This is a genomic window from Stenotrophomonas sp. STK17_22 (assembly GCF_051983905.1).
Taxonomy (GTDB): domain Bacteria; phylum Pseudomonadota; class Gammaproteobacteria; order Xanthomonadales; family Xanthomonadaceae; genus Stenotrophomonas; species Stenotrophomonas maltophilia_A.
Genome location: NZ_CP197010.1, coordinates 4,102,807 through 4,124,913, shown reverse-complemented (window position 1 = coordinate 4,124,913; position 22,107 = coordinate 4,102,807). Strand labels below are relative to the sequence as shown.

Below are 22,107 nucleotides of genomic sequence, written 5' to 3'. Positions count from 1 at the left end.
GCTCTTGCTTCAAACAGAAAGGCCGCCTCCGGGCGGCCTTCCTGCGTCTGGTGCCCTGACCATCCCGGTAACCCCATCCACGCATGGCGTGGATCTACTGAGCCGGGGCTGTCCACGCAGAGAGCGCGCCCGGCGCGCGCATGGCGCAGCGCTACAATGGGCACATTGCAACCACAGGCTGGATTCCCATGGCTTCGATCCGCATCGCGATGGCGCAGTTCGACTTCCCGGTCGGCGATGTCGCCGGCAACACCGAGCGCATCATCGAGATGATCGGCCAGGCGCGCGACGAGTACGGCGCCGAGCTGGTGATGTTCCCCGAGCTGGCGGTGAGTGGTTATCCGCCGGAAGACCTGCTGCTGCGCCCGGGCTTCCTGTACGAGTGCGAGCAGGCGATGGCCCGCATCGCTGCTGCCTGCCGTGGCATCACCGCCGTGGTCGGTTGGCCGCAGGCGGCCGGTGCGGTGGTCTACAACGCCGCCAGCGTGCTGCGTGACGGCCTGGTCGAGCAGACCTACCGCAAGCGCGAGCTGCCCAACTATGCGGTGTTCGACGAGCGCCGCTACTTCGATGTCGATCCGGATGGCGGCAGCTGCGTGTTCGAGGTCAACGGCATTCCGGTAGGCCTGCTGATCTGCGAGGACCTGTGGTTCGCCGAGCCGCTGGCCGACACCGTGCGCGCCGGTGCGCAGCTGGTGGTGGTGCCGAATGCCTCGCCCTACGAGCGTGGCAAGCATGCCCAGCGCGATGCAGTGCTGGCCGCACGCACCCGTGAGAGCGGGGCGGCGATCGCCTACCTCAACGTGGTCGGTGGCCAGGACGCGCTGGTGTTCGACGGCGCCTCGGTGGTGGCCGATGGCGACGGTACCGTGCACCCGGCCGCCGCCGCCTTCGTCGACCAGTGGCTGGTGGTGGAGTACGACGGTGAAAGCCGCCGCTTCATGCCGCACGTGTGGATGGACGATGGCGACGAGAGCATGGACGCGCTGGCCTGGCGCGCAGTGACCCGTGGCATCCAGGACTACTGCCGCAAGAACGGCTTCAAGAAGGTGTGGCTGGGCCTGTCCGGCGGCATCGATTCGGCGCTGGTGCTGGCCATGGCCGTGGACGCGATGGGCGCGGAAAACATCACCGCGGTGCGGTTGCCGTCGCGCTATACCGCGGGCCTGTCCAACGACCTGGCCGCCGAACAGTGCCAGGCACTGGGCGTGAAGCTGGAGGCGGTATCGATCGAGCCGGCGTTCAAGGGCCTGATGGAATCGCTGGCGCCGATGTTCGAAGGCACTGCGCCGGACGTGACCGAAGAGAACCTGCAGTCGCGCAGCCGTGGCGTGATCCTGATGGCGCTGGCCAACAAGTTCGGTGGCCTGCTGCTGACCACCGGCAACAAAAGCGAATACGCGGTCGGTTACGCCACCATCTACGGCGACATGTGCGGTGGCTATGCGCCGCTGAAGGACCTGTACAAGACCGAAGTGTTCGGGCTGTCGAAGTGGCGCAACACCGTGGGCGGCGCGCCGGTGATCCCGCCGGCCGTGATCAGCCGCCCGCCGTCGGCCGAGCTGCGCGAGAACCAGCTGGACCAGGATTCGCTGCCGGCCTATGACGTGCTGGACGGCATCCTGTACCGCTACATCGACCAGGAGCAGTCGCGCACGGAGATCGTTGCGGCCGGCTACGACGCGGCCGTGGTCGACCGGGTGCTGCGCCTGGTGCGCATCAGCGAGTGGAAGCGGCACCAGGCCGCGCCGGGGCCGAAGGTCTCGCGCCGGGCATTTGGCCGCGAGCGTCGTTACCCGATCAGCAACGGCTACAAGGGCTGAAGCTGCGGTTTTGGCGGGTAGTGCCGGCCGCTGGCCGGCAACCCGTACACCGCGCATCCACGCATGGCATGGCTCTACTGCGTTCGGTAGTGCCGGCCGCTGGCCGGCAACCCGCATACCGCGCATCCACGCATGGCGTGGCTCTACTGCGTTCGGTAGTGCCGGCCGCTGGCCGGCAACCCGTGTACCGCGTATCCACGCATGGCGTGGCTCTACTGCGTTCGGTAGTGCCGGCCGCTGGCCGGCAACCCGCATACCGCGTATCCACGCATGGCGTGGCTCTACTGCGTTCGGTAGTGCCGGCCGCTGGCCGGCAACCCCGCATACCGCGCATCCACGCATGGCGTGGCTCTACTCCGTTCGGTAGTGCCGGCCGCTGGCCGGCAACCCGTATACCGCGCATCCACGCATGGCGTGGCTCTACTCCGTTCGGTAGTGCCGGCCGCTGGCCGGCAACCCGTATAGCGAGCATCCACGCATGGCGTGGATCTACTGGGCGTCCTCAAGCAGCTGTTCGAGGCTGGCAGTTTCCGCAGCGTCGTTGAAGCGTCCGTCCCCCAGCCGTGCCCGCACAAACGCCAGGCCATCCGCCGCCGCCGCATCCAGCGTGCCGCGGTGGTCGACCGGGTAACGCCGGAACGCGACCGGCTCGCCTCGCAGGGCCAGGCCTGCGGCATACAGCAGGGTGGTCAGATAGGGCACGTCGCGGTCTTCGCTGCCGTGGCCCAGCATCAGCGGTTGGCTGAAGCCGCGGCGCGGTACGCCGAGATAGTCGTACAGCACCGCCCAGATGCCCGGCACGCTGGTCAGCGGTGCAGTGAACATGCTGCCGGTATCCGCACCGTCCAGCGTGGTGGCCAGTTCGCCCAGGCACTGCTCGCGTGCCACTGCCACGCGGGCGCGACCGGTGTCGCTGAGGACGCGGTCGATCTGTGGCGCAACCTGCAACAGACCGTCGAGCAGATACGCGTGATACGCGTTGAGCGCGCCAGGATTGGCGGTGCGGTTGTCCGGCTTCATCACCAGCGCGGTCAGCTCGACGGCGGTGGGCGTGCCGGTGGTGAAGCTGCCACGGTAGTGCAGGGAAGGACCACCATAGGTGGGCGCCAGATGCCCGGCTGTGAGGGCTGCAGCGCCACCCTGTGAATGACCAACCGATACCCAGCGCGGCGACAGCGTTGCGTTGCCCAGATACTGGCGGCTTGCCTTGACCAGGTCGATGGCATTGCGCGCGGCCGTGCGGACGTGCAGATAGGCATGCTCGCCGGGGCTGCCGAGCCCCTGGTAGTCCGCGGCGACCACCGCATAGCCCTGGGCCAGGAACTGATCGAGGAAGCGCCCGTCGCGTTCGGGTTGGTAGGGGCCGGACACCGAGGGCGCGCAGCGATCGGCGATGCCCTGGGTGCCATGTGCCCAGGACACCACCGGCCAGCCGCCCGCTGGAGCCGCGCCGGCGGGCAGGTACAGCAGGCCGGTGCCTTCGGCCAGCTGGCCGCGAAGATCCGGGGTGCGGTAGTGGAGCTTGTAGGCCTGCGCAGCCTTGGACGGCACCCATGACGCGCGATAGGGGGCAGCAGACAGCAGATCGCCCGGTGCACCCGGTGCGGCAGCCAGGGGGCCCGAGGACAGCGCCAGCAGGGCGGTGGCAAGGAGGCAGGCGAGGGGGCGGAAACGGGGGGGCGGTAGGGTCATGGGGCGCTCCTTCACGGCCGGGATGGCCGTTGCGCCGCAGTGTGGAGGGCGTCGCCGGAGCGGGATGCGACCGGCGTCGCATCCGCCGGGAATTCGTAGAATTCCTAGTGTCGTGGTCCATGGGCGTACGAACCATCCACGCATGGCGTGGATCTACCGACAAAGAAAAGGCCCCTTTCGGGGCCCTCTCTTACTTCTTTTCCAGTCGCGCGTTGCGCTGGCCGGTGCTGGCGGATTTCTCGCCGGCGAACGGGTTCAGCTTGCGGATCATCCACGGGTACTTCGGCCACTTGCCTTCCAGCCACGGGTGGTCCGGCTGGTTCAGCTGCAGGACGCGGCGGGCATCGTCGGCCAGGGTCTTGTTGCCCAGGTGGGTGTAGGAATCGGCCAGCACAGCCACGGCGTCGTACTGGAACGCGCTCTGCGGGTAGGTTTCCAGCAGGTAGTTGGCACGGCCGGCGGCCGAGACCCAGGCGCCGCGGCGCATGTAGTACAGGGCGTTGTCCAGCTCATGCTGGGCGAACACGTCACGCAGCTCCAGCATGCGCTGGCGCGCATCGGCGGCGTAGCGGCTGTTGGGGTAGCGGTCCACCACGATGTTGAAGTCCGAATACGCCTGGTGCGGCGTGGACAGGTCGCGACGGCTGGCATCCAGCGACCATACGCGGCGCAGGAAAACCGTACTGCGGTTGGAGTTGGCCAGGCCGCGCAGGTAGTACAGGTACGCGATGTTGCGATGGGTCGGGTAGGTACGGATGAAGCGGTCGATGCTGGACACCGCGTCATCGTGCTTGCCGGCCTTGTACTGGGCGTAGGCGGTCTCGATCATCGCCTGCTCGGTGTACGGACCGTACGGATACTGGGCCACCAAGCGGCGGAAGCTGGCTTCGGCGCCGCTCCAGTTGCCACCCTGCATCAGCTTGTGGCTCTTCTCGTACAACTGTTCGACCGGCGTCCCTTCATCGGGGCGATCACCCTTCTTGGCACCACGGTGGCAGCCGGTGGCGGCGATGACCAGCACCAGCAGCAGGGCGGTGAGGCGGACGGGCGCGGAGAGCATGGCGGAGCGTCGGATCATGGGGTCGAGGCGGGACGCGGCTGGAATACGAAGGGTCGATGATAGCCTAGTGTCCTGTCCAGCGACTGAAACCGGCCGCCGGGACCCCAAAATTTCAAAGAATGCCCCCTGCCATGTCTGAACAACCCTCTGAATCGGCCCGCCAGGCCATCGTCCCCGACACCGCTGCCGGCCGTCGTTTCGACGCCGTGGTGGCCGAACTGTTCCCCGAATACTCGCGTTCGCGCCTGACCGAGTGGATCAAGGCCGGTGAGGTGCTGCTGGACGGCGCCCAGGTGCGCCCGCGCGATCCGCTGCGCGGCGGCGAGCTCGTGACCCTCAATGTGGTGCTCGAGACCCAGACCGACGCCCAGCCGGAGGACATCCCGCTGGACGTGCTGTTCGAGGACGAGCACCTGCTGGTGATCAACAAGCCGGTCGGCCTGGTGGTGCACCCGGGCGCGGGCAACCACAGCGGCACCCTGGTCAACGCCCTGCTGTTCCGCGACCCCTCGGTGGCGGTGCTGCCGCGCGCCGGCATCGTGCACCGCCTGGACAAGGACACCAGCGGCGTGATGGTGGTGGCCAAGACCCTGGAAGCGCAGACCGCACTGGTCGAGCAGCTGGCCGCGCGCGACGTGCACCGCCAGTACCTGGCCATCGTGATGGGTGCGCTGGTGGCCGGCGGTACCGCCGATGCCCCGATCGACCGCCACCCACGCGACCGCCTGAAGATGGCCGTGCGCGAGGATGGCAAGGAAGCAATCACCCATTACCGCCTGCGCGAGCGCTTCCGTGCGCACACTGCGCTGGAGTGCCGCCTGGAAACCGGCCGTACCCATCAGATCCGCGTGCACATGGCGCATGTGCGCCATCCGATCATTGGTGACCCGCTGTACGGCGGTGCGCTGAAGCTGCCCAAGGGCGCCAGCGATGAGCTGGTAGCCGCGCTGCGCGGCTTCAAGCGCCAGGCCCTGCACGCCGAGACCCTGGAGTTCACGCACCCGATCACCGGTGAGCCGGTGCGCAACACCGCGCCGGTGCCGGACGACATGCTGCACCTGATGAAGGTGCTGCGCGAAGACAGCGAAGCCTTCGCCGCACGCGAGCGGGACCGCTGGTGATGGCCGCCGCGTTGCCTTTGCTGCAGGCGGACTGGCCGGCGCCTCCGGGCGTCCATGCGCTGACCACGCGTCGGCACGGTGCGGGCATTTCGCCGGCGCCGTTCGCGCAGTTCAACCTGGGCAACCGGCACGCGGCCGATGGTGATACCCCTGCCAACGTGGAGCACAACCGCCAGCTGCTGCAGCAGGGGCTGGCGCTGCCCTCGGCACCGCACTGGCTGCGCCAGGTGCACAGCAGCACGGTGCTGCGCTTCACAACGCCGCCGGTGCCTGGCGCAAGCGAACCGGTGGCCGACGCTGCGGTGACCTCGGTGCCCGGCGTGGTGCTGGCGATCCTGACCGCCGACTGCCTGCCGGTGGTGTTTGCCGCAGCCGATGGCAGCGAAGTGGGCGCGGCCCATGCCGGTTGGCGTGGGCTGGCCGACGGCATGCTGGAGGCCACCGTGGCCGCCATGCAGACCCCGCCCGCGCAGCTGCGCGCGTGGCTGGGCCCGGCGGCCGGGCCGGCCGACTACGAGATCGGCGAAGAGGTCTTCCACGCCTTCGTCGGCCATGATCCGGCGGCCGAGGCGGCGTTTGTGGCGACACGCCCGGGGCACTGGAAGGTGGACCTGTTCGCCCTGGCACGTCAGCGCCTGCAGGCGGCGGGCATGGACCCGGCGCAGGTGTATGGCGGCACGGTGTCGACGATGGCCGATCCGGACCTGTATTCGCACCGGCGCGACCGTCGCACCGGGCGCATGGCGACCCTGGCCTGGATCGCGCCCTGACCACGCCGTTGTTCGCGCGCGTGCTGGGGCCGGCCTTCGCCACCCTGGCCGTGCCGGTGCAGGCGCTGCATGCCGCACCGTTGCCTTGCCGCTACGTGGGGCAGGCGCGCATCGTGAGAGGGCGACACTGGCTGGTGCCGCTGCTGGCCGCGTTGGCGCGGTTGCCGAAGGACGGTGAAGCGCTGCCCACCGAAGTGGCGTTCAGTGCACACGGGCAGGGCGAGCAGTGGGCGAGGCGGTTTGGCCGCTGGTCGATGGTGTCGCGGCTGTGGGTACACGAGGGCTGCCTGCGCGAGCAGTTGGGCGCGGTGCGCTTCGAATTTGATCTGCAGGCCCGCGAGGGTGGCATCGACTGGTCGGTGCGGCGGGTCTGGGCGTTCGGGCTGCTGCCGCTGCCGAGGCGCTGGTTTGGTGGTGTGCGTTGCCGCGAAGCCTGGCAGGGTGCGCGTTACACTTTCCTGGTCGATGTGACCTTGCCCTGGGCCGGAGCCCTGATCCGCTATGAAGGCTGGCTCGAACCGCAGTGATTCCGCCGCCGAGGCCGGCAGCGCGGTGATCGTGTTCGATGGCGTGTGCGCGCTGTGCAACCGCTGGGTGCGCTTCCTGCTGCGTTTCGACCGCAAGGGCCGCTACCGCTTTGCGGCGATGCAGGGCGCGCAGGGCAGCGCGATGTTGCGCGCGCACGGGCTGGACTCGCAGGACCCGACGTCGTTCCTGCTGCTGGACGAACAGGGCGCTTGGACCGATACCGATGCGATCCTGCGCGTGCTGGCGGGGCTGGGCGGCGCCTGGCGCCTGACCGGTGCATTGCGCGTGCTGCCGCGCAGTTGGCGCGACGCGGTGTACCGCGCGCTGGCCCGCAACCGCTACCGCTGGTTCGGGCGGCATGACGCCTGTTACCTGCCCGCACCGGAGCAGGCCGCGCGGTTCCTGGATTGAAGAAAAAGGGGACGGAGGGGATTAAGTCGTTTGTGCACAAACGACTTAATCCCCTCCGTCCCCTTTTCCCTCAACCTTCCAGCGCGTCCAGATAGCTGCGTCGCCAGTGGTTGATGTCGTAGGTGCGCAGGTGTTCCATCATCGCGTGCCAGCGTTCCTTGCGCCTGCGCAGCGACATCGTTGCCGCGGTGGCGATGGCGTCGGCCACGCCGTCCAGATCATGCGGGTTCACCAGCAGCGCCTGCTTGAGTTCGTCGGCGGCGCCGGCCAGCAGCGACAGCACCAGCACGCCGGGGTCTTCCGGGTCCTGCGACGCCACGTACTCCTTGGCTACCAGGTTCATGCCATCGCGCAGCGGCGTGACCAGGCCCACTGCCGCCGCCCGGTAGAAGCCGGTGAGGGTGGCGTGGGTGAAGTTCTGGTTGACGTAGCGCAGCGGCGTCCAGTCCGGTTCGGCGTGGCCACCGTTGATGTGCCCGGCGATCTGTTCCAGCTGGCTGCGCAGCTGCCGGTACTCGGTGACATCGCCGCGCGAGACCGGGGCGATCTGCAGGTAGGTCAGCGAGCCGCGCTGATCCGGATGGCGCTCCAGATAGCGCTCGAAGCCGAGGAAGCGTTCGGGCAGGCCCTTGGAATAGTCCAGGCGATCCACGCCGATCGCCAGCTGGCGGTCACGCAGGCTGTTGCGCAGGTTCTTCACAGCGGCCTTGGTGGCGGCGGTGCCGGCCTGTCGCGCGATCAGCTCGGTGTCGATACCGATCGGGAACGCCGCGGCACGGAAGCGGCGCCCGCCCGGTGCTTCCAGCTCGCCGTTGTCGAGCACGCGGCCGCCGCCGAACAGGCGCAGGTAGGTCTGGAAGCGATCGGCGTCGCGCTGGGTCTGGAAGCCGACCAGATCGTAGGCGTACAGCGCGGAGAACAACCGAAGGTGGTCGGGCATGGCCTGCAGCAGGTCGGCCGAGGGCATCGGGATATGCAGGAAGAAGCCGATGCGGCAGCCGATGCCACGCTCGCGCAGCAGCGCACCCAGCGGGATCAGGTGGTAGTCGTGGATCCAGACGATGTCGTCCTCGCGCAGCAGCGGCGCGAGCTTGTCGGCGAACAGCGCGTTGACCTTGTGGTAGGTCTCGCGGGTGCCCCGGTCGTAGTCGACCAGATCCAAGCGGAAGTGCAGCAGCGGCCACAAGGTGCGGTTGGCGAAGCCGTTGTAGTAGCCGTCCACCTCGCGCTTGCTCAGGTCGAGGGTGACGAATTCAATGTCACCGTCTTTCTGTGTGTGCAGCGTGCCGCTGCCGTCGCGCACGCTCTTGCCACTCCAGCCGAACCACATGCCACCACGTTCCTTCAGCGCGGCCAGCAGGCCGACCGCCAGGCCGCCGGCGCGGTTCTCGCCGGGCACGGCCACACGGTTTGAGACCACGACCAGACGACTCACGATGCCTCCTGCCAGGACCGCGACAGGCGCATTGCGGCGGTGATCAGGCCGACGTGCGAATAGGTCTGCGGGAAGTTGCCCCAGGCTTCACCACTGTCGAAGGCCAGATCCTCCGACAGCAGGCCCAGGTGGTTGCGCTGCTTCAGCAGCAGCTCGAACATCTCGCGTGCTTCGTCCATGCGCCCGATCGCCGCCAGCGCATCGATGTACCAGAAGGTGCAGATGGTGAAGCTGGTTTCCGGTTCGCCGAAGTCATCTGGCGCGACATAGCGGTACAGCGAGTTGCCATGCTTGAGGTCGCGGCCGATGGCTTCGACGGTGGCGACGAAGCGGGCATCCAGCGCGTCGATGAAGCCGATGTCGGCCAGCAGCAGCAGCGAGGCGTCCAGCCGATGACCACCGAAGGTATCGGTGAAGTGGCCCCGTTCTTCGCTCCAGGACTCGGCCATGATGCGCGCGTGGATGGTGTCGGCACGCTCGCGCCAGTAATGGGCGCGGTCATCGCGCTTCAGGCGCACGGCGATCTTGCACAGGCGGTCGCACGCCGCCCAGCACATCGCGCTGGTGTAGGTATGCACTTCGGTGCGGCCGCGGAATTCCCACAGGCCGGCATCGGGTACGTCGTGCAGGGCGAACGCCTGTTCGCCCAAGGGTTCCAAGCGGGCGAAGGTATGCGCATCCCCCGGGTCCTGCAGGCGCCGGTCGAAGAACAGCTGGGTGGAGGCCAGCACTACGCTGCCGTAGACATCGTGCTGGCGCTGCACCCAGGCCAGGTTGCCGCGCCGCACCGGGCCCATGCCACGGTAGCCGGACAGGCTGGGTACTTCGTCCTCGTCCAGCTTGGCCTCGAAGCCGATGCCATACAGCGGCTGCAACGTGCCGTCGGTGGTGGCCAGGTTGAAGATATAGCCGAGGAACTGTTCCATCGTGCGTGTTGCGCCGAGGCGGTTCAGTGCGCGCACCACGAACGCGGCATCGCGCAGCCAGCAGTAACGGTAGTCCCAGTTGCGCACGCTGCCGGGCGCTTCCGGAATGGAGGTGGTCATTGCCGCGATGATCGCGCCGCTGTCCTCGTACTGGCAAAGCTTCAGGGTGATCGCACTGCGGATGACCGCGTCCTGCCATTCCAGTGGAATGGACAGGTAGCGCACCCATTCGCGCCAGTAGTCGCGGGTGCGCTGGAAGGCTTCCTGCACATAGCCACTGATCGAGCGGTTGAGCGATTCATCCACGCCCAGGATCAGGTGGATGGGATGGTTGAGCACGAACGGCAGGCCATCGCGGATGAAGCGCACCGGCACGTCGGTGGTCAGCCGCAGCACGTGTTCGGGCAGGATCCAGCGCACGTGGTTGCTGCCCCAGGTGGACTCGGGCACGCGTGCGCCCCAGTCGGCCAGTGGCCGTGCGTGCACGGTGATGCGTGGGCTGCCGGCCAGGGGTCGTACCTGGCGGATCAGGCTGACTGGTCGGTAGAAACGGTCGTTCTGGCGCCAGCGCGGGGCGAAATCAAGGATTTCCAGTTCACCACCGTGCGCGTCGCGCAGCACGGTACGCAGGATCGCGGTGTTGGTCAGGTATTCCTGCTCGCTGCTCGCGAAGTCCTCCAGCTCGATGACGAAGTCGCCACCGGTCTGCTGGTTGGGGCCGAGCAGGGCACAGAAGGTGGGGTCGCCGTCGAAGGTGGGCAGGCAGCTCCAGACAACGCGGGCACGTTTGTCGACCAGGGCGCCGAAGCTGCCGTTGCCGACCACGCCCAGATCAAGATCGGGTTGGGTCATCACGCGGTACATCTCGGTTGCGGCCGTGGGGTGGCCGGGTCAATAGGCATTCTCACGCAGCCAGGCGTGCACGCTGCGTATGTCGGGCAGCGCGAACACGGCTTTGCTGGGTTCCCGTTCGCCCACCAGTACGCTCCAGCCATGCTGGCCATTGGCGGCGTCGAAGCCGAACTCATCGGTCAGGTCATCGCCGAGGAACACCGGCAGGCGGCCGCGGAACGGCAGGTACTGCATCATGCGGCGCACGGCACGGCCCTTGTCGGTGCCGACCGGAACGAACTCGACCACATGGTCGCCAGGCTGCAGGCGGTAGCTGGCACGGCCACGCACGTGGCGGTCGGCGAAGGCGCGCACATCACTTGCCGCGTGCGGCGCACCGCGCCAATGCAGCGCCAGGCCGACGCCCTTGTCTTCCACCAGCACGCCGGGATGGCCATGGGCGAAGCGCATCGCCTGCTGGTGCAGCGCGTGCAGCCACTCGGCGGTGTCGTCGTCGTGTTCGTCGCGCAGGACGCGACCGTCTTCGCCGCGCAGTTCGTGGCCATGCAGGCCCGCGGCGGGCAATTTCAGGGGAGCGAACAGTTGATCCAGCTGCTCAAGCGGGCGACCACTGACCAGTGCCACAGCACCTTCCAGGCGGTCGCTGATGCGGCCGATGGCTTCACGCACATCCGGCAGCAACTGCACGGCATCCGGGCGTGCAGCGAATTCGATCAGGGTGCCGTCGACATCGAGAAACAACGCGCAAGCGTCATCCAGCAATGGCGGTGGCGGACGCAGGGGGAGCGGTTCAGCCATGATGCCCAGCTTGACAGCGCGGGCGTGTACGCGGGGTCGAGGGCAGGCTACGGATTGGGTAGTGCCGGCCGCTGGCCGGCAACGTCATGGTCCCTGGATGCACCCTGAGGTTGCCGGCCAGCGGCCGGCACTACCGGACTGATGAATCAGAACGTATAGCGGACGCGGCCGTAGTAGTACGCGCCGTTGCTGCCGATCGGCGACAGCACGTCGTACGGCAGGTTGCCGAAGTAGTGGATATCGCTGTTGGATCGATCCGGGTAGTTGTCGGTCAGGTTCTGGCCGCCGATGGCCACGCTCCATTGCGGGGTGATGCGGTACTCCACTTCCGCATCCAGCTGCCATTCGGCCTGGTAGGTCTGGCGCGGGATGTAGCCATCACCGAAGTTGAACACGCGGGTGGCGCTGCCATAGCGGTTCACGCGGGTACTAAGCGACCAGTGGTCGTTGCTCCATGCGGCCGAGAGACTGCCGCGCGTACGCGGGGTGGCATCGGTGAGGGTGTTGGTCTCTTCGATGCCGAACAGCACATAGTCCGGGTTCAGCGCGCGCAGCTGCGCCGGCGTGGCCAGCACGTTCTTCAGCGTGGTCTTCGTGTACGCATAGGTGCCGGTCAGCAGCAGCTGGCCATCGCCCAGCGACTGGCGCCAGTTGCTCACCAGTTCGGCGCCGCGGGTGCGGGTGTCGGCGGCGTTGACGAAGAAACTGGCGCTCTGCAGGCCGCTGACGCCGTAGTTGGCCGCCACGTAGTCGGTCAATGCATCACCGGTGATGCTCTCCGACAGCGCGATGCGGTCGTCGATGTCGATCTGGAAGAAGTCCAGCGACAGGTCGAAGTGCTCGCCGATGCGGCTGGTGAAGCCCAGCGAGGTATTGATCGACTTTTCCGGCTTCAGGTTCTGCGCACCCAGGCCACGGGCGATCGGATTGTTGACCGACAACAGGCGGCCCTGCACCAGCTGGCCGCCAGCGTTGTAGCCGGTCGAGGTGGATTCGTAGCCGATCTGCGCCAGCGACGGTGCGCGGAAGTTGTTGGAGATCGCGCCGCGCAGCGCGAACGCCGGGGTGAATTCATAGCGCAGGCCAAGTTTGCCGGTCAGTTCACCGCCGAAATCGTCGTTGTGCTCGTAGCGCGCGGCCAGATCGGAGGAGAACTTCTCGCCGAACTGGCTGGACAGGCTGGCGTAGGCGCTGGCCACGTCGCGCGACAGGCGCGCCGCATCCTGCGGGGTCAGGCCGCCACCGGCCTGCGAGCCGGTCGGGCGATCGGTGTAGGGGCCGGCGGCGTAGCTGGCCGGGTCGCCGGGACGGGTCTGGTAGCGCTCGTGGCGTGCTTCCACGCCCAGGCCCAGGGTGTGGCTGATGCTGTCGCTCTGGGTGAACACACGACTCAGATCGAGGTTTCCCACGGTCTGTGCGTATTCGTAGTCGGCGGTCTTGAAGCGGGTCGGGCTGGTCGGGCCCAGCGACGCGTTGAGCGAATCACGCAGGCGGTAGGTGAAGTCGTTCTGGCCGTAATCCAGGCTGCCGTCGTAGCTCCATTCACCCCACTGGCCGCGCACGCCGGCCACAGCCTGCACGTCGCGGTTCTCGCCTTCGGAGATTGGCCGGTAACCGTTCGGATAGACCTGCTTCCAGTTGGCGTCGCCATCGGGGTAGCGGAAGTAGTTCGCACCTTCGGTATCACGCTGGTTGAAGGTGCCGAACGCATAGAACGTAGACGTCTGGCCCACCGGAATCTCGGTGTTCAGCCACAGGTTGATGTCCTTGCTCTTGCCATCGCCCAGCACGTAGTTGCGCTTGCCCTGCAGCGCCAGGTTGTCCGGCGTCTGGTCCCACGGCGGAATCTGGTCGAAGCCGGCGCGGTTGGTGCCGTTGCGGTGCTTGTACTCCAGGCCGACACGCAGGAAGCCGCCGTCCTCACCCAGCGAGGTGCCGACCTTGGCGCTGATGTTGCCGGTCTGGCCGTCGGTGAGGGTACGGCCGATCGGCTTGAGGTCGGTGTGGTTGGCACCGTAGCTGGCCTCGATCTCGCCGCCGTCACCGCCGTTGTCGAGGATCACGTTGATCACGCCGGCCACCGCATCGGAGCCGTACAGCGCACCGGCGCCGTCGCGCAGCACTTCGATGCGCTTGATCGCGCTGACCGGGATCGAATTGAAGTCGACCGGCGTGGTGCCCTTGCCGATCTTGCTGTCGGTGTTCACCAGCGCGGTGTGGTGGCGGCGCTTGCCATTGACCAGCACCAGCACCTGGTCCGGCGACAGGCCACGCAGCTGTGCGGCGCGCACGTGGTCGGCGCCGCCGGAGTTGGACTGGCGCGGGAAGTTGAACGACGGCAGCAGGGCCTGCAGCGCACTGCCCAGCTCACCGTTGACCACGCCGGCCTTGCGGATGTCCTCGGCGGTGAGCACATCCACCGGCGAGGTGGATTCGAGCACGGTGCGGTCGGCGGCACGGGTGCCGGTGACGATCACGGTGTCGAGGTTGGTAGCGTCCTGGGCCAGAGCCGGGACGGCGGTGGAGGAAAGCGCGAGGGCGATGGCGAGGCCGAGCGGCGACGCGGGCAGGCGGATGGACATGGGGGCTCCAGCAACAACGACGACGGGGAAGGGGGAGATAGTTTCACTTACATCCATCCGGATGAAGCGATATATTATCTTCGCGTGATGGCCGGTGCCGATGCAAGTCCCTGCCGGTCCGGCATGAGTTGATGCCCCGTTGGCATCAGCACGCCGGACCGGTGGCGCTGTACGCTGCCGGCTCGCCTTGTCCCCCTTCCCCGGAGCTGTACCGATGAAACACCTTGGCCTCGTCTTCGCCGTGCTGCTGGCCACCAGTGGCTGCGCCAGCCTGTCCTCTCAGGCGCCCAGCGCCTATGCCACGGCCACCACCGCCGAACTGAAGGGTGATGCCGCACGCCCGTCCGCCGGCCACGGTTGGGTGCGCAGCGAGCTGTACTTCGGCGTGGGTGAAGAGCAGGGCGCTGGCAATCGCCCGCAGGCCGACACCATCAGCGATGCGCAGTGGCGCGCTTTCCTGGACAAGGAAGTGACCCCGCGCTTCCCGGATGGACTGACCGTGTTCGATGCGTATGGCCAGTGGCTGTTCCGCGGTGATGCCGCGCCCAACCGCCTGCGCACCAAGGTGCTGGTGGTGCTGCACGAGGACACCCCGCAGCGCCGTGCCGATATCGAAGCCATCCGCCTGGCGTGGAAGCAGCAGACCAAGCATCAATCGGTGCTGTGGTCGCGGCAGGCGGTCGAGGTATCGTTCTGAGTTGAAGGTGCCGCCGCGGTGCCGCAGGGAGCAATGATGAACCACAGGGAATGCCTGCTGGGCCTGGTATTGGCAGGTGTGCTGGCACCGACGGCGCAGGCGCGTGGGGACGATAGCGAAACGCTACGCTTCCAGGTGGCCGCGCATGTGCAGGCGCATGCCGATCCCCGGCAGGACGGCAGCATCGCAGTGCAGCTGTCACCGTCAGGCAAGCGCCAGACGCTGGCGGGTGCGGCGGATGCCGATGGCAATTCGCGCTGGTCGCTGGAAGACGTCGATTTCGATGGATACCCGGAACTGGTCGCGCGTGCATCGGTGGGCATGGTCAACGAGGCGGTGGCGGTGTACCGCTTCGACCCGGCCAGTGCCGGGTTCCGCGCGCTGCAGGCCGACACCCACGGCAAGGACAGTTGCGGTGACCTGATGGGGTTGAGCGTGGATGCTGCCACTCGAACCCTGACCAGCAGCTGCCGCAGTGGCCCGATGTGGTACGCCGACCAGTACCGGTTTGCAGGTGCGAAGCTCTATCTCTACCGCAGCGAAAGCGTGCTGATGCTGGGCGACACGGTGAACGCCGCGTTGCAATGGGAACAGACCGACGAGCAGGGTCCGCTGGCGGTCTGGCGCACCTATGATCCCGCCGGTCGTGTACTGGAGAGCGCCATCGCCGATGGCCTGGGCGCACCGCCCGAAGGGCCGCTACGTGGCCAGCAGGCCACCGTGGTGCCAGCGCGGTTGTTCCTGTTCGATCGGCCCGGCGCATCCAGTACGAAGCGTTACCTGGTACAGGGCGACCACGTGGAGATGCTGGATGAACAGGACGGCTGGATGAAGCTGCGCTACCGCAATCCGAAGCTGGGCGCGGTGGAAGGTTGGATCAACGTCAACGATTGAAGAAAAAAGGGGACGGAGGGAATTAAGTCGTTTGCGGCACATACGACTTAATTCCCTCCGTCCCCTTTTTTTGCGGTGGCATCACTTCATCGGGTCTAGCCTCGGATGTTCCCCCGTTCGAGGATGTATCCGATGAGCAAGCGCGTGGCAGAAATCGTGGTGGACGCCCTGCAGCAGGCTGGTGTCCGCCGTTGCTACGGCATCGTGGGCGATACGCTCAATCATGTGACCGATGCGATGCATGGCAGTGACATCGCCTGGGTGCACGTACGACATGAGGAAGTGGCCGCATTCGCCGCCGGTGCCGATTCGCTGGTGAGTGGCGAACTGACCGCCTGCGCCGGTTCCTGTGGGCCCGGTGGCCTGCATTTCATCAATGGCATCTTCGAGAGCAACCGCAACCGCGCGCCCATGGTGCTGATCGCCAGCCAGATCGTCACCAGCGAGCTGGGCATGGAGTTCCCGCAGGAAGTGGACTTCAAGGCGGTGTATGGCAGCTGCACGGTGTTCTGCGAGCAGGTGCAAAGTGCCGAACAGGCGCGACGCGTGGTGGCGCTGGCCTGCCAGGCCGCGATCAGCCGTCGCGGCGTCGCCGTAGTGATCCTGCCGGCCGACATCAGCGAGGCCGAGGTGAAGCACGATGTGCCGTTCTCGGTGCACTACACCCAGCCGGTGCTGCGTCCCTCCGACGCGGAACTGCAGCGTATCGCCGAGCTATTGGGGCAGGGCAAGCGCATCGGCATCTATGCCGGCGCCGGCTGCCAGGGTGCACACGTGCAGTTGTTGGAACTGGCGCGCAGGTTGCAGGCGCCGGTGGCGCATACCTCGCGCGCCAAGGATTTCGTCGAGCCGGACAACCCGTACAACATGGGCATGACCGGCATCTTCGGCATCGAATCCGGCTTCCACACGCTGATGGAATGCGACACGCTGCTGCTGCTCGGCGCCGACTTCGCCTGGGGCCAGTTCTACCCGGACAAGGCCACCATCATCCAGGTCGACCGCGATGGCAGCCACCTCGGCCGCCGCCATCCGGTGAACCTTGGCGTGGTCGGTGATATCGCGCCGACGCTGGACGCCTTGCTGCCGATGCTGCCGCCGCGCGAGGACAGCAGTTTCCTGGACGAGTGCATCGAGCGCCGTGACAAGGCACTGAAGAAGCGCGAGAAGGAAGAGCAGCCCGGTGAGGGCGAGCTGATCCATCCGCAGCACCTGACCGCGCTGCTGTCGAAGTACGCCACCGATGATGCACTGTTCACCGCCGACGGAGGCTCGCCGATGGTGTGGGTGTTGCGCCACATCCGTGTCAACGGCCGCCGCCGCACGCTGACCAGCTTGCTGCACGGCACGATGGCCAACGCGATGCCACAGGCACTGGGCCTGCAGAAGGCGTTCCCGGGTCGGCAGGTGATCTCGCTGTCCGGCGATGGTGGCCTGGCGATGCTGTTGGGCGATCTGTTGACGGCCGTGCAGGAAAGCCTGCCGATCAAGGTGGTGGTGTTCAACAACGGCTCGCTGAACTTCGTCGAGCTGGAGCAGAAGGTGGAGGGGCTGCTGGACAACTACACCGACCTGAAGAACCCGGACTTCGGCCGCCTGGCCGAGGTGATCGGCTTCCACGGCCGCACCGTGACCCGCAGCGAGGATCTGGAGGAGGCGGTGCAGGACTTCCTGGCGCAGCGCGGCCCCGCGCTGCTGGACGTGCATACCAGCCGCGCCGAGCTGGTGATGCCGCCGCAGATCGAGGCCAAGCAGGTGGCCGGTACCGCGCTGTATGCGGCCAAGGCGGTGTTGAACGGCCGCTTCGACGACGTGAAGCATCTGCTGGTGGACAACTTCCTGAAGAAGTAGGGGGTTGGTTGATGCAGGGCTGCGCCCTGCACCCGCGGTAGTGCCGGCCGCTGGCCGGCAACACCAACAGCAGGAGCAGGTTTCTGAGGGATGGCGGGGTGGGTCCGGTTGCGGGGGACGCTGCAAGTACATCCATGTAAGCTCGGTCGCGCCATCCATGGCGCTCACGCCCCCGCAACCGGACCCACCCCGCCTTCGACAGATCATCGCTGCTGTTGGTAGGTGTCGACCTTGGTCGACACAGTAGATCCACGCCATGCGTGGATAGCGTGGAAATGATCGAATTGTTCTTGTAGAGCCGAGCCATGCTCGGCTGAGAGGCTTCGCGTACAGCAGCCGAGCATGGGCTCGGCGCAACAACGAGAGCCTGCCTTTGCTTTTGATCTTTTGATTCTCTTCCGTGGCTGGCACGCGCAGGAAACTGTCAGGGGCCGTTCGGGATGGGCTGCGCAGGACCGTTGGCGCCATGGATGGCGCCATCGAGCCCCAGGGACGGGTTTACGGCGTGTCCTGCGCAGCCCATCCCGACCGGCCCAACCCAGAAATCGCTGTCCGCGACCAACCCAGCCACGAGGGGCCCCGCCGTTGGCTGGAACCCATCATTCCACGACGGAATTGGCGCCCGGGCCCCGCTGGGCCTACCATCGGCGGTCCCCACCCCCACCGCCCCTTCCATGTCCGCTCCCGCTTCCGCCGCACCGCGTCGCTGGTTCGTCGCCGGCGACTTCAACGGCTTCTTCGGCCTGGTCGTCGACAACCTCTCCATCCTCGGCTTCATCGCCATGGCCCTGGTCGGGATCTTCCAGTTCCCCGCCGACGTGGTGTTCGGCCGCATGTTCCCCGGCACCGCCTTCGGCGTGCTGGTCGGCAACCTGCTGTACACCCTGATGGCGCGCCGGCTGGCTGCGCGTACCGGCCGCGACGATGTCACCGCCATGCCGCTGGGCCTGGATGCACCGACCAGCATCGGCATGGCGCTGCTGGTGCTCGGCCCGGCCTTCATCGCCTTCAAGCAGCAGGGCATGGACCCGCATGCTGCGGGCATCGCCACCTGGCAGCTGGGCATGGCCGCGCTGGTGATCATGGGCGTGCTCAAGTTCGTGCTGTCGTTCTTCGGCGAAGCGGTTACCCGCGCGCTGCCGCGTGCCGCGCTGCTGGGTTCCATCGCCGGCATCGCGCTGGTGCTGATGGGCCTGCTGCCGCTGCTGGAAACGCTGCGCTCGCCGCTGGTTGGTTTCACTACGCTGGGCCTGCTGCTGTACGTGCTGATCGCCAAGGGCAAGCTGCCGGTGCGTGGCCCCGGCGTGCTGTTGGCCTTCGTGTTCGGCACCGTGCTGTATTACGGCCTTGGCCTGGCTGGGCTGGGTGCACCGGGCTTCCACGTACCGGAGTGGGTGCCGCCGCAGGTGGTGCTGCCGCTGCCGACGCTGGGCTTCCTCGAGGGCCTGCCCACCGCGATGACCTACCTGCCGCTGCTGCTGCCGTTCGGCCTGCTGATGGTGGTCGGTGGCATCAACGTGTCTGAAAGCGCACGCGCGGCCGGTGATGATTACCGCACCCGCGACATCCTGCTGGTGGAGGCGGTGGCCACGCTGGTGGCCGGTGTCTGCGGCGGCGTGGCGCAGACCACGCCGTACATCGGCCAGCCGGCCTACAAGCACATGGGCGCGCGCAGCGGCTACACGCTGCTGACCGGCCTGTTCGTTGGCATCGGCGGCATGCTCGGCATCATCTCCGGGCTGGTGCAGTGGCTGCCGCTGGCGGTGCTGGCACCGATCATCGTGTACGTGGCCATCGACATCACCACCCAGGCCTTCCAGGCCACGCCGCGCCACCATACCGGCGCGATGGTGTTCGGTTTCCTGCCGTCGGTAGCGTACCTGCTGGCGATCAAGGCGCCAGGCTGGATCGCGCCGGACCACCTGCCGCAGCTGCTGACCAAGCTCGACGGCCACGGCCTGCCCGAGTTGGCGGTGATCTTCACCCTCGGCAATGGCTTCATCATCACCTCAATGCTGTGGATCTCTGCGGTGGCGGCGATGGTTGATGGCCGCCTGCGCCGCGCCTGCGGCTTCCTGCTGGTGGCGGCGGTGCTGACCCTGTTCGGCCTGATCCACTCGGTGGACCCGCGCGGTGGCATCTACCTGCCGTGGGATCTGGACGGCCTGGCGCGCATCATCAGCTGGCAGTTCGCCGGCGCCTATGTGGCATTGGCGCTGCTGCTGGGCCTGCTGTCGATGCAGAAGCAGGCGGTGAAGCCGCTGGGTGAGAACAGCTGACCCCAGAGTAGTGCCGGCCGCTGGCCGGCATCCTCATGGACCTCGGACGTAGTGTGCAGCTGCCGGCCAGCGGCCGGCACTACCGCTCTCCATCGAGTTCCGGGTAGTGGCGGAAGATGCCGTTGGTGTTGAACGGCAATCGCCGTTCCGAGTCCAGATAGGAGGCAATGTTGGGCCGTTTCGCCACCCGCTCCTGCAGCGCGCGCAGCAGGGGCAGGGTCGGTTCCAGTGCCTGCATGCGGCGTGGGAACATGTAGTTCAGCCCGCTCAGCAGCTGGAACAGCGACAGATCCACATACGAGTGCTCGCGCAGTGCATGGCGGCCACCGTTGGCCGCCAGCACCTGCTCGAAGTAGCTGAGGAACTTCGGTAGCCGTTCGCTGCGCAGCGACGCGGCACGTGCCTTGGCCTCGGTCTTCTGCTCTTCGTAGTACTTCGATGCAGCGATCGGATGGTGGGTGTCATGCACCTCGGCCACCAGGTCGGCGATGGTCAGCTGCAACTGCAGCGCCTGCATCTGCCGCGAGGCTGCCTGTGGCACCAGGTCCAGCGTCGGGCCCAGGAAATCCAGGATTGCCGCGACCTGCGCGATGACCTGGCGACCGGCCTTCAGGAACGGCGGCGCGAAGGGCTGCGCACCTTCACTGCTGCCATCGAGAAACGGCTGCATCACTGCATCGCCGTGCACCCGCGCCATGTCGATGTAGTCGGCACCGGCATCTTCCAGCGCCAGCCGCACGAACTCGCCACGGCCCTGGATGCCGGTCCAGTAATACAGCGCGTATTGCATGGCAGTGTCTCCACGGGACAGGATGCATAGCGTCGCGCTGCTCGCGCAAAGCGGGCGTGAGTGCAATGCCTACTTGGCGTTGGATGTCGGAGTGTTCAGGCCGATGGCGCGACGGTGATGATGTCGTGCTCATTGACGCTGCCAGCCAGCGTGTAGCGATATCCCTTGGCCAGGACTTCAATGTAGCTGTCATGTGCGGCAAGGATGAAAAGCTGCAGGTCGTGGACATTGCGGGGATCGTAGTGCGCGAGCAGTGCCGCCAGGCCAGGATCGTGGATGACCCGGTAGAAGCCGGGGAAAGGGCAGAGACCGGTTTGCCGCCAGTGCGCGGTTTCATCGGCTGGTCCGGTTTCCTCGAAGATCTCGCCGTGGCGCATCTCGTGAAAATTTCCGCCCCGGCAACGCGCTTCATGGACAAGTTCGAAATCCACCTGCAGTGAGCGGTAACGCATGCCCGGCTGCGCTGCATAGTCCTCCAGCGTCTGTGCCTCCACGTTCACCTGTGCGCTCGCGTTCTGCTCTCGATACACCAGTGTCAGGTCGAGCGTGCTGATGCGGAAAGGCACCGGTTCCGGGCGAAGCTCCATGGGTCGTTCGTCGAAGGGGCTGGACTGCTCATTGGGCCGCCCGTCGCACTGCGCTGTCAACGCGTTTCCCGAACCTTACCGGAACGGGTGGGGAACCCACGGAAATCAGCCGGGTCACACCTTGTCCATGCGTGTGAGAACGAGGTGCTGCATCATGCAGAGTGGAAAAGCGGCTTGGCCCTGGGTGTTGGGCGTGGTGGTGATCGGTGGCGCGGGCGGTTGGCTGTTCCGCGATCAGCTGAAGAGCCTGGCAGACGGTGTTTCGGTGCCGGTGCAATCGCCCCCCGCCAGTACCGGCACACCGCCACAACCGAAGGCGGCTGCGGAACCCGCTCCAACACCACCCCCGATCAGGCATCCGCTGGATACCGAGGCCGCCGCCGACCCGGCACTGCCGAAGCTGGCTGACAGCGATGCCGCTGCCTGGGGCGCGCTGAGCCAGCTGTTCCAGGGCGAGGGCCCGCTGACCCTGCTGTTGCGCGATCATCTGATCCAGCGCCTGGTCACCCAGGTCGACAACCTGGACAAGCCCAGCGTACCACCCACCGCGCTGGCCGCGCGGCCGCTGCCGGGCAACCTGCAGGTCGAGGCGGGTGAGGGCGGCGAACGCATCGCCGCAGCCAATGCGGCGCGCTATGCGCCCTACGTGCAGGCATTTGCCGCGCTCGACCCGGCGGCAACGGCTACCGCCTACAAGCGCTTCTATCCGCTGATCCAGCAGGCTTACGTGGACCTTGGCCGGCCCGAGGGCTATTTCAACGACCGTCTGGTCACGGTGATCGACCACCTGCTGGAGACCCCGGAACTGGCCCAGGCGCCGCCGGTGCAGCGCGACGAACGGGGCCGCTATCGCTTCGTCGATCCCACTCTGCAGTCGCGCTCGATCGGGCAGAAGGCCCTGCTGCGCATGGATGTGGCGCAGGCGCGGGCGGTCAAGCAGCAGCTGCGGGCGATCCGCAGCGCGATCACCCGCTGAGCCGGTCCATCGCGCAGAACTGATCGGGATCAACG

The 22,107-nt window shown here is 67.0% G+C and carries 18 protein-coding genes; 10 read left to right on the top strand and 8 right to left on the bottom strand.

The features are described from left to right. Positions 1-188 precede the first annotated feature (188 nt). Positions 189-1,823 carry an NAD+ synthase gene (locus ACSYS9_RS19330; protein WP_071229649.1) on the top strand — a complete coding sequence of 545 codons (1,635 nt, stop codon included), beginning with the start codon at positions 189-191 and terminating at the stop codon, positions 1,821-1,823. A gap of 489 nt (positions 1,824-2,312) precedes the next feature. On the opposite strand, the gene ACSYS9_RS19325 is transcribed toward ACSYS9_RS19330, so the two are convergent. Together ACSYS9_RS19325 and ACSYS9_RS19320 are read right to left on the bottom strand one after the other, a co-directional pair. Beyond that, entirely contained in the window at positions 2,313-3,515 is a 1,203-nt protein-coding gene (locus tag ACSYS9_RS19325) for a lipase family protein (protein ID WP_071229650.1), read from the bottom strand. A 190-nt stretch (positions 3,516-3,705) separates the two neighbouring features. Continuing rightward, on the bottom strand, positions 3,706-4,593 hold the full coding sequence (locus ACSYS9_RS19320) for an outer membrane protein assembly factor BamD (RefSeq protein WP_029379759.1): 888 nt from the start codon (positions 4,591-4,593) through the stop codon (positions 3,706-3,708). Between the two features lie 113 nt (positions 4,594-4,706). On the opposite strand from ACSYS9_RS19320, the gene rluD reads away from it, so the two are divergent. From rluD to ACSYS9_RS19300, 4 genes are read left to right on the top strand one after another with little or no spacing between them, the layout of a single operon-like run. Then, positions 4,707-5,696, top strand: coding sequence for a 23S rRNA pseudouridine(1911/1915/1917) synthase RluD (gene rluD, locus ACSYS9_RS19315; protein WP_080291790.1), 990 nt, complete (start codon positions 4,707-4,709; stop codon positions 5,694-5,696). Further along, positions 5,696-6,466: a peptidoglycan editing factor PgeF gene (gene pgeF, locus ACSYS9_RS19310; RefSeq protein WP_049398202.1), complete on the top strand. Its 771-nt coding sequence runs from the start codon at positions 5,696-5,698 to the stop codon at positions 6,464-6,466. The genes rluD and pgeF overlap by 1 nt, the downstream gene beginning before the upstream one ends. 20 nt (positions 6,467-6,486) lie before the next feature. Next, positions 6,487-6,993, top strand: coding sequence for a DUF4166 domain-containing protein (locus ACSYS9_RS19305; protein WP_081352369.1), 507 nt, complete (start codon positions 6,487-6,489; stop codon positions 6,991-6,993). Further along, positions 6,968-7,405 carry a thiol-disulfide oxidoreductase DCC family protein gene (locus ACSYS9_RS19300; protein WP_071229652.1) on the top strand — a complete coding sequence of 146 codons (438 nt, stop codon included), beginning with the start codon at positions 6,968-6,970 and terminating at the stop codon, positions 7,403-7,405. Before ACSYS9_RS19305 ends, ACSYS9_RS19300 begins: the two co-directional genes overlap by 26 nt. 70 nt (positions 7,406-7,475) lie before the next feature. Here the strand turns inward: ACSYS9_RS19300 and otsA are convergent, their stop codons facing one another. The 4 genes from otsA to ACSYS9_RS19280 all read right to left on the bottom strand — a co-directional run bounded on the left by otsA (position 7,476) and on the right by ACSYS9_RS19280 (position 13,998). After that, positions 7,476-8,840, bottom strand: a complete 1,365-nt coding sequence (gene otsA / locus ACSYS9_RS19295; protein WP_032128815.1) for an alpha,alpha-trehalose-phosphate synthase (UDP-forming) — start codon at positions 8,838-8,840, stop codon at positions 7,476-7,478. Next, the gene (locus ACSYS9_RS19290; RefSeq protein ID WP_071229674.1) at positions 8,837-10,618 is read right to left on the bottom strand and encodes a glycoside hydrolase family 15 protein; all 1,782 of its coding nucleotides are present in this window, start codon (positions 10,616-10,618) and stop codon (positions 8,837-8,839) included. The genes otsA and ACSYS9_RS19290 overlap by 4 nt, the downstream gene beginning before the upstream one ends. A gap of 39 nt (positions 10,619-10,657) precedes the next feature. Next, positions 10,658-11,416, bottom strand: coding sequence for a trehalose-phosphatase (otsB, locus tag ACSYS9_RS19285; RefSeq protein WP_032128814.1), 759 nt, complete (start codon positions 11,414-11,416; stop codon positions 10,658-10,660). Between the two features lie 146 nt (positions 11,417-11,562). After that, positions 11,563-13,998 (bottom strand): TonB-dependent receptor plug domain-containing protein, encoded by a 2,436-nt coding sequence (locus ACSYS9_RS19280; protein WP_032128813.1) that lies wholly within the window; start codon positions 13,996-13,998, stop codon positions 11,563-11,565. Between the two features lie 214 nt (positions 13,999-14,212). Here ACSYS9_RS19280 and ACSYS9_RS19275 point away from each other — a divergent pair, with 214 nt between their 5' ends. The 4 genes from ACSYS9_RS19275 to ACSYS9_RS19260 all read left to right on the top strand — a co-directional run bounded on the left by ACSYS9_RS19275 (position 14,213) and on the right by ACSYS9_RS19260 (position 19,719). Continuing rightward, the gene (locus ACSYS9_RS19275) at positions 14,213-14,695 is read left to right on the top strand and encodes a DUF3574 domain-containing protein (protein WP_071229653.1); all 483 of its coding nucleotides are present in this window, start codon (positions 14,213-14,215) and stop codon (positions 14,693-14,695) included. A gap of 36 nt (positions 14,696-14,731) precedes the next feature. Next, complete coding sequence (locus tag ACSYS9_RS19270) at positions 14,732-15,589, top strand: XAC2610-related protein (protein ID WP_071229675.1); 858 nt, start codon at positions 14,732-14,734, stop codon at positions 15,587-15,589. Between the two features lie 132 nt (positions 15,590-15,721). Further along, positions 15,722-17,440 (top strand): thiamine pyrophosphate-dependent enzyme, encoded by a 1,719-nt coding sequence (locus ACSYS9_RS19265; protein ID WP_071229654.1) that lies wholly within the window; start codon positions 15,722-15,724, stop codon positions 17,438-17,440. A 674-nt stretch (positions 17,441-18,114) separates the two neighbouring features. Further along, on the top strand, positions 18,115-19,719 hold the full coding sequence (locus tag ACSYS9_RS19260) for a hypothetical protein (RefSeq protein ID WP_071229655.1): 1,605 nt from the start codon (positions 18,115-18,117) through the stop codon (positions 19,717-19,719). 79 nt (positions 19,720-19,798) lie between these two features. Here the strand turns inward: ACSYS9_RS19260 and ACSYS9_RS19255 are convergent, their stop codons facing one another. Together ACSYS9_RS19255 and ACSYS9_RS19250 are read right to left on the bottom strand one after the other, a co-directional pair. Continuing rightward, a complete protein-coding gene (locus ACSYS9_RS19255) occupies positions 19,799-20,509 on the bottom strand; it encodes a glutathione S-transferase (RefSeq protein WP_071229656.1) in 711 nt (236 codons plus the stop codon). Positions 20,510-20,604: 95 nt separating this feature from the next. Continuing rightward, positions 20,605-21,096: a hypothetical protein gene (locus ACSYS9_RS19250; protein WP_032128549.1), complete on the bottom strand. Its 492-nt coding sequence runs from the start codon at positions 21,094-21,096 to the stop codon at positions 20,605-20,607. A 154-nt stretch (positions 21,097-21,250) separates the two neighbouring features. Between ACSYS9_RS19250 and ACSYS9_RS19245 the strand changes: the two genes are divergently transcribed. After that, on the top strand, positions 21,251-22,072 hold the full coding sequence (locus tag ACSYS9_RS19245; protein WP_071229657.1) for a DUF3014 domain-containing protein: 822 nt from the start codon (positions 21,251-21,253) through the stop codon (positions 22,070-22,072). Positions 22,073-22,107 lie beyond the last annotated feature (35 nt).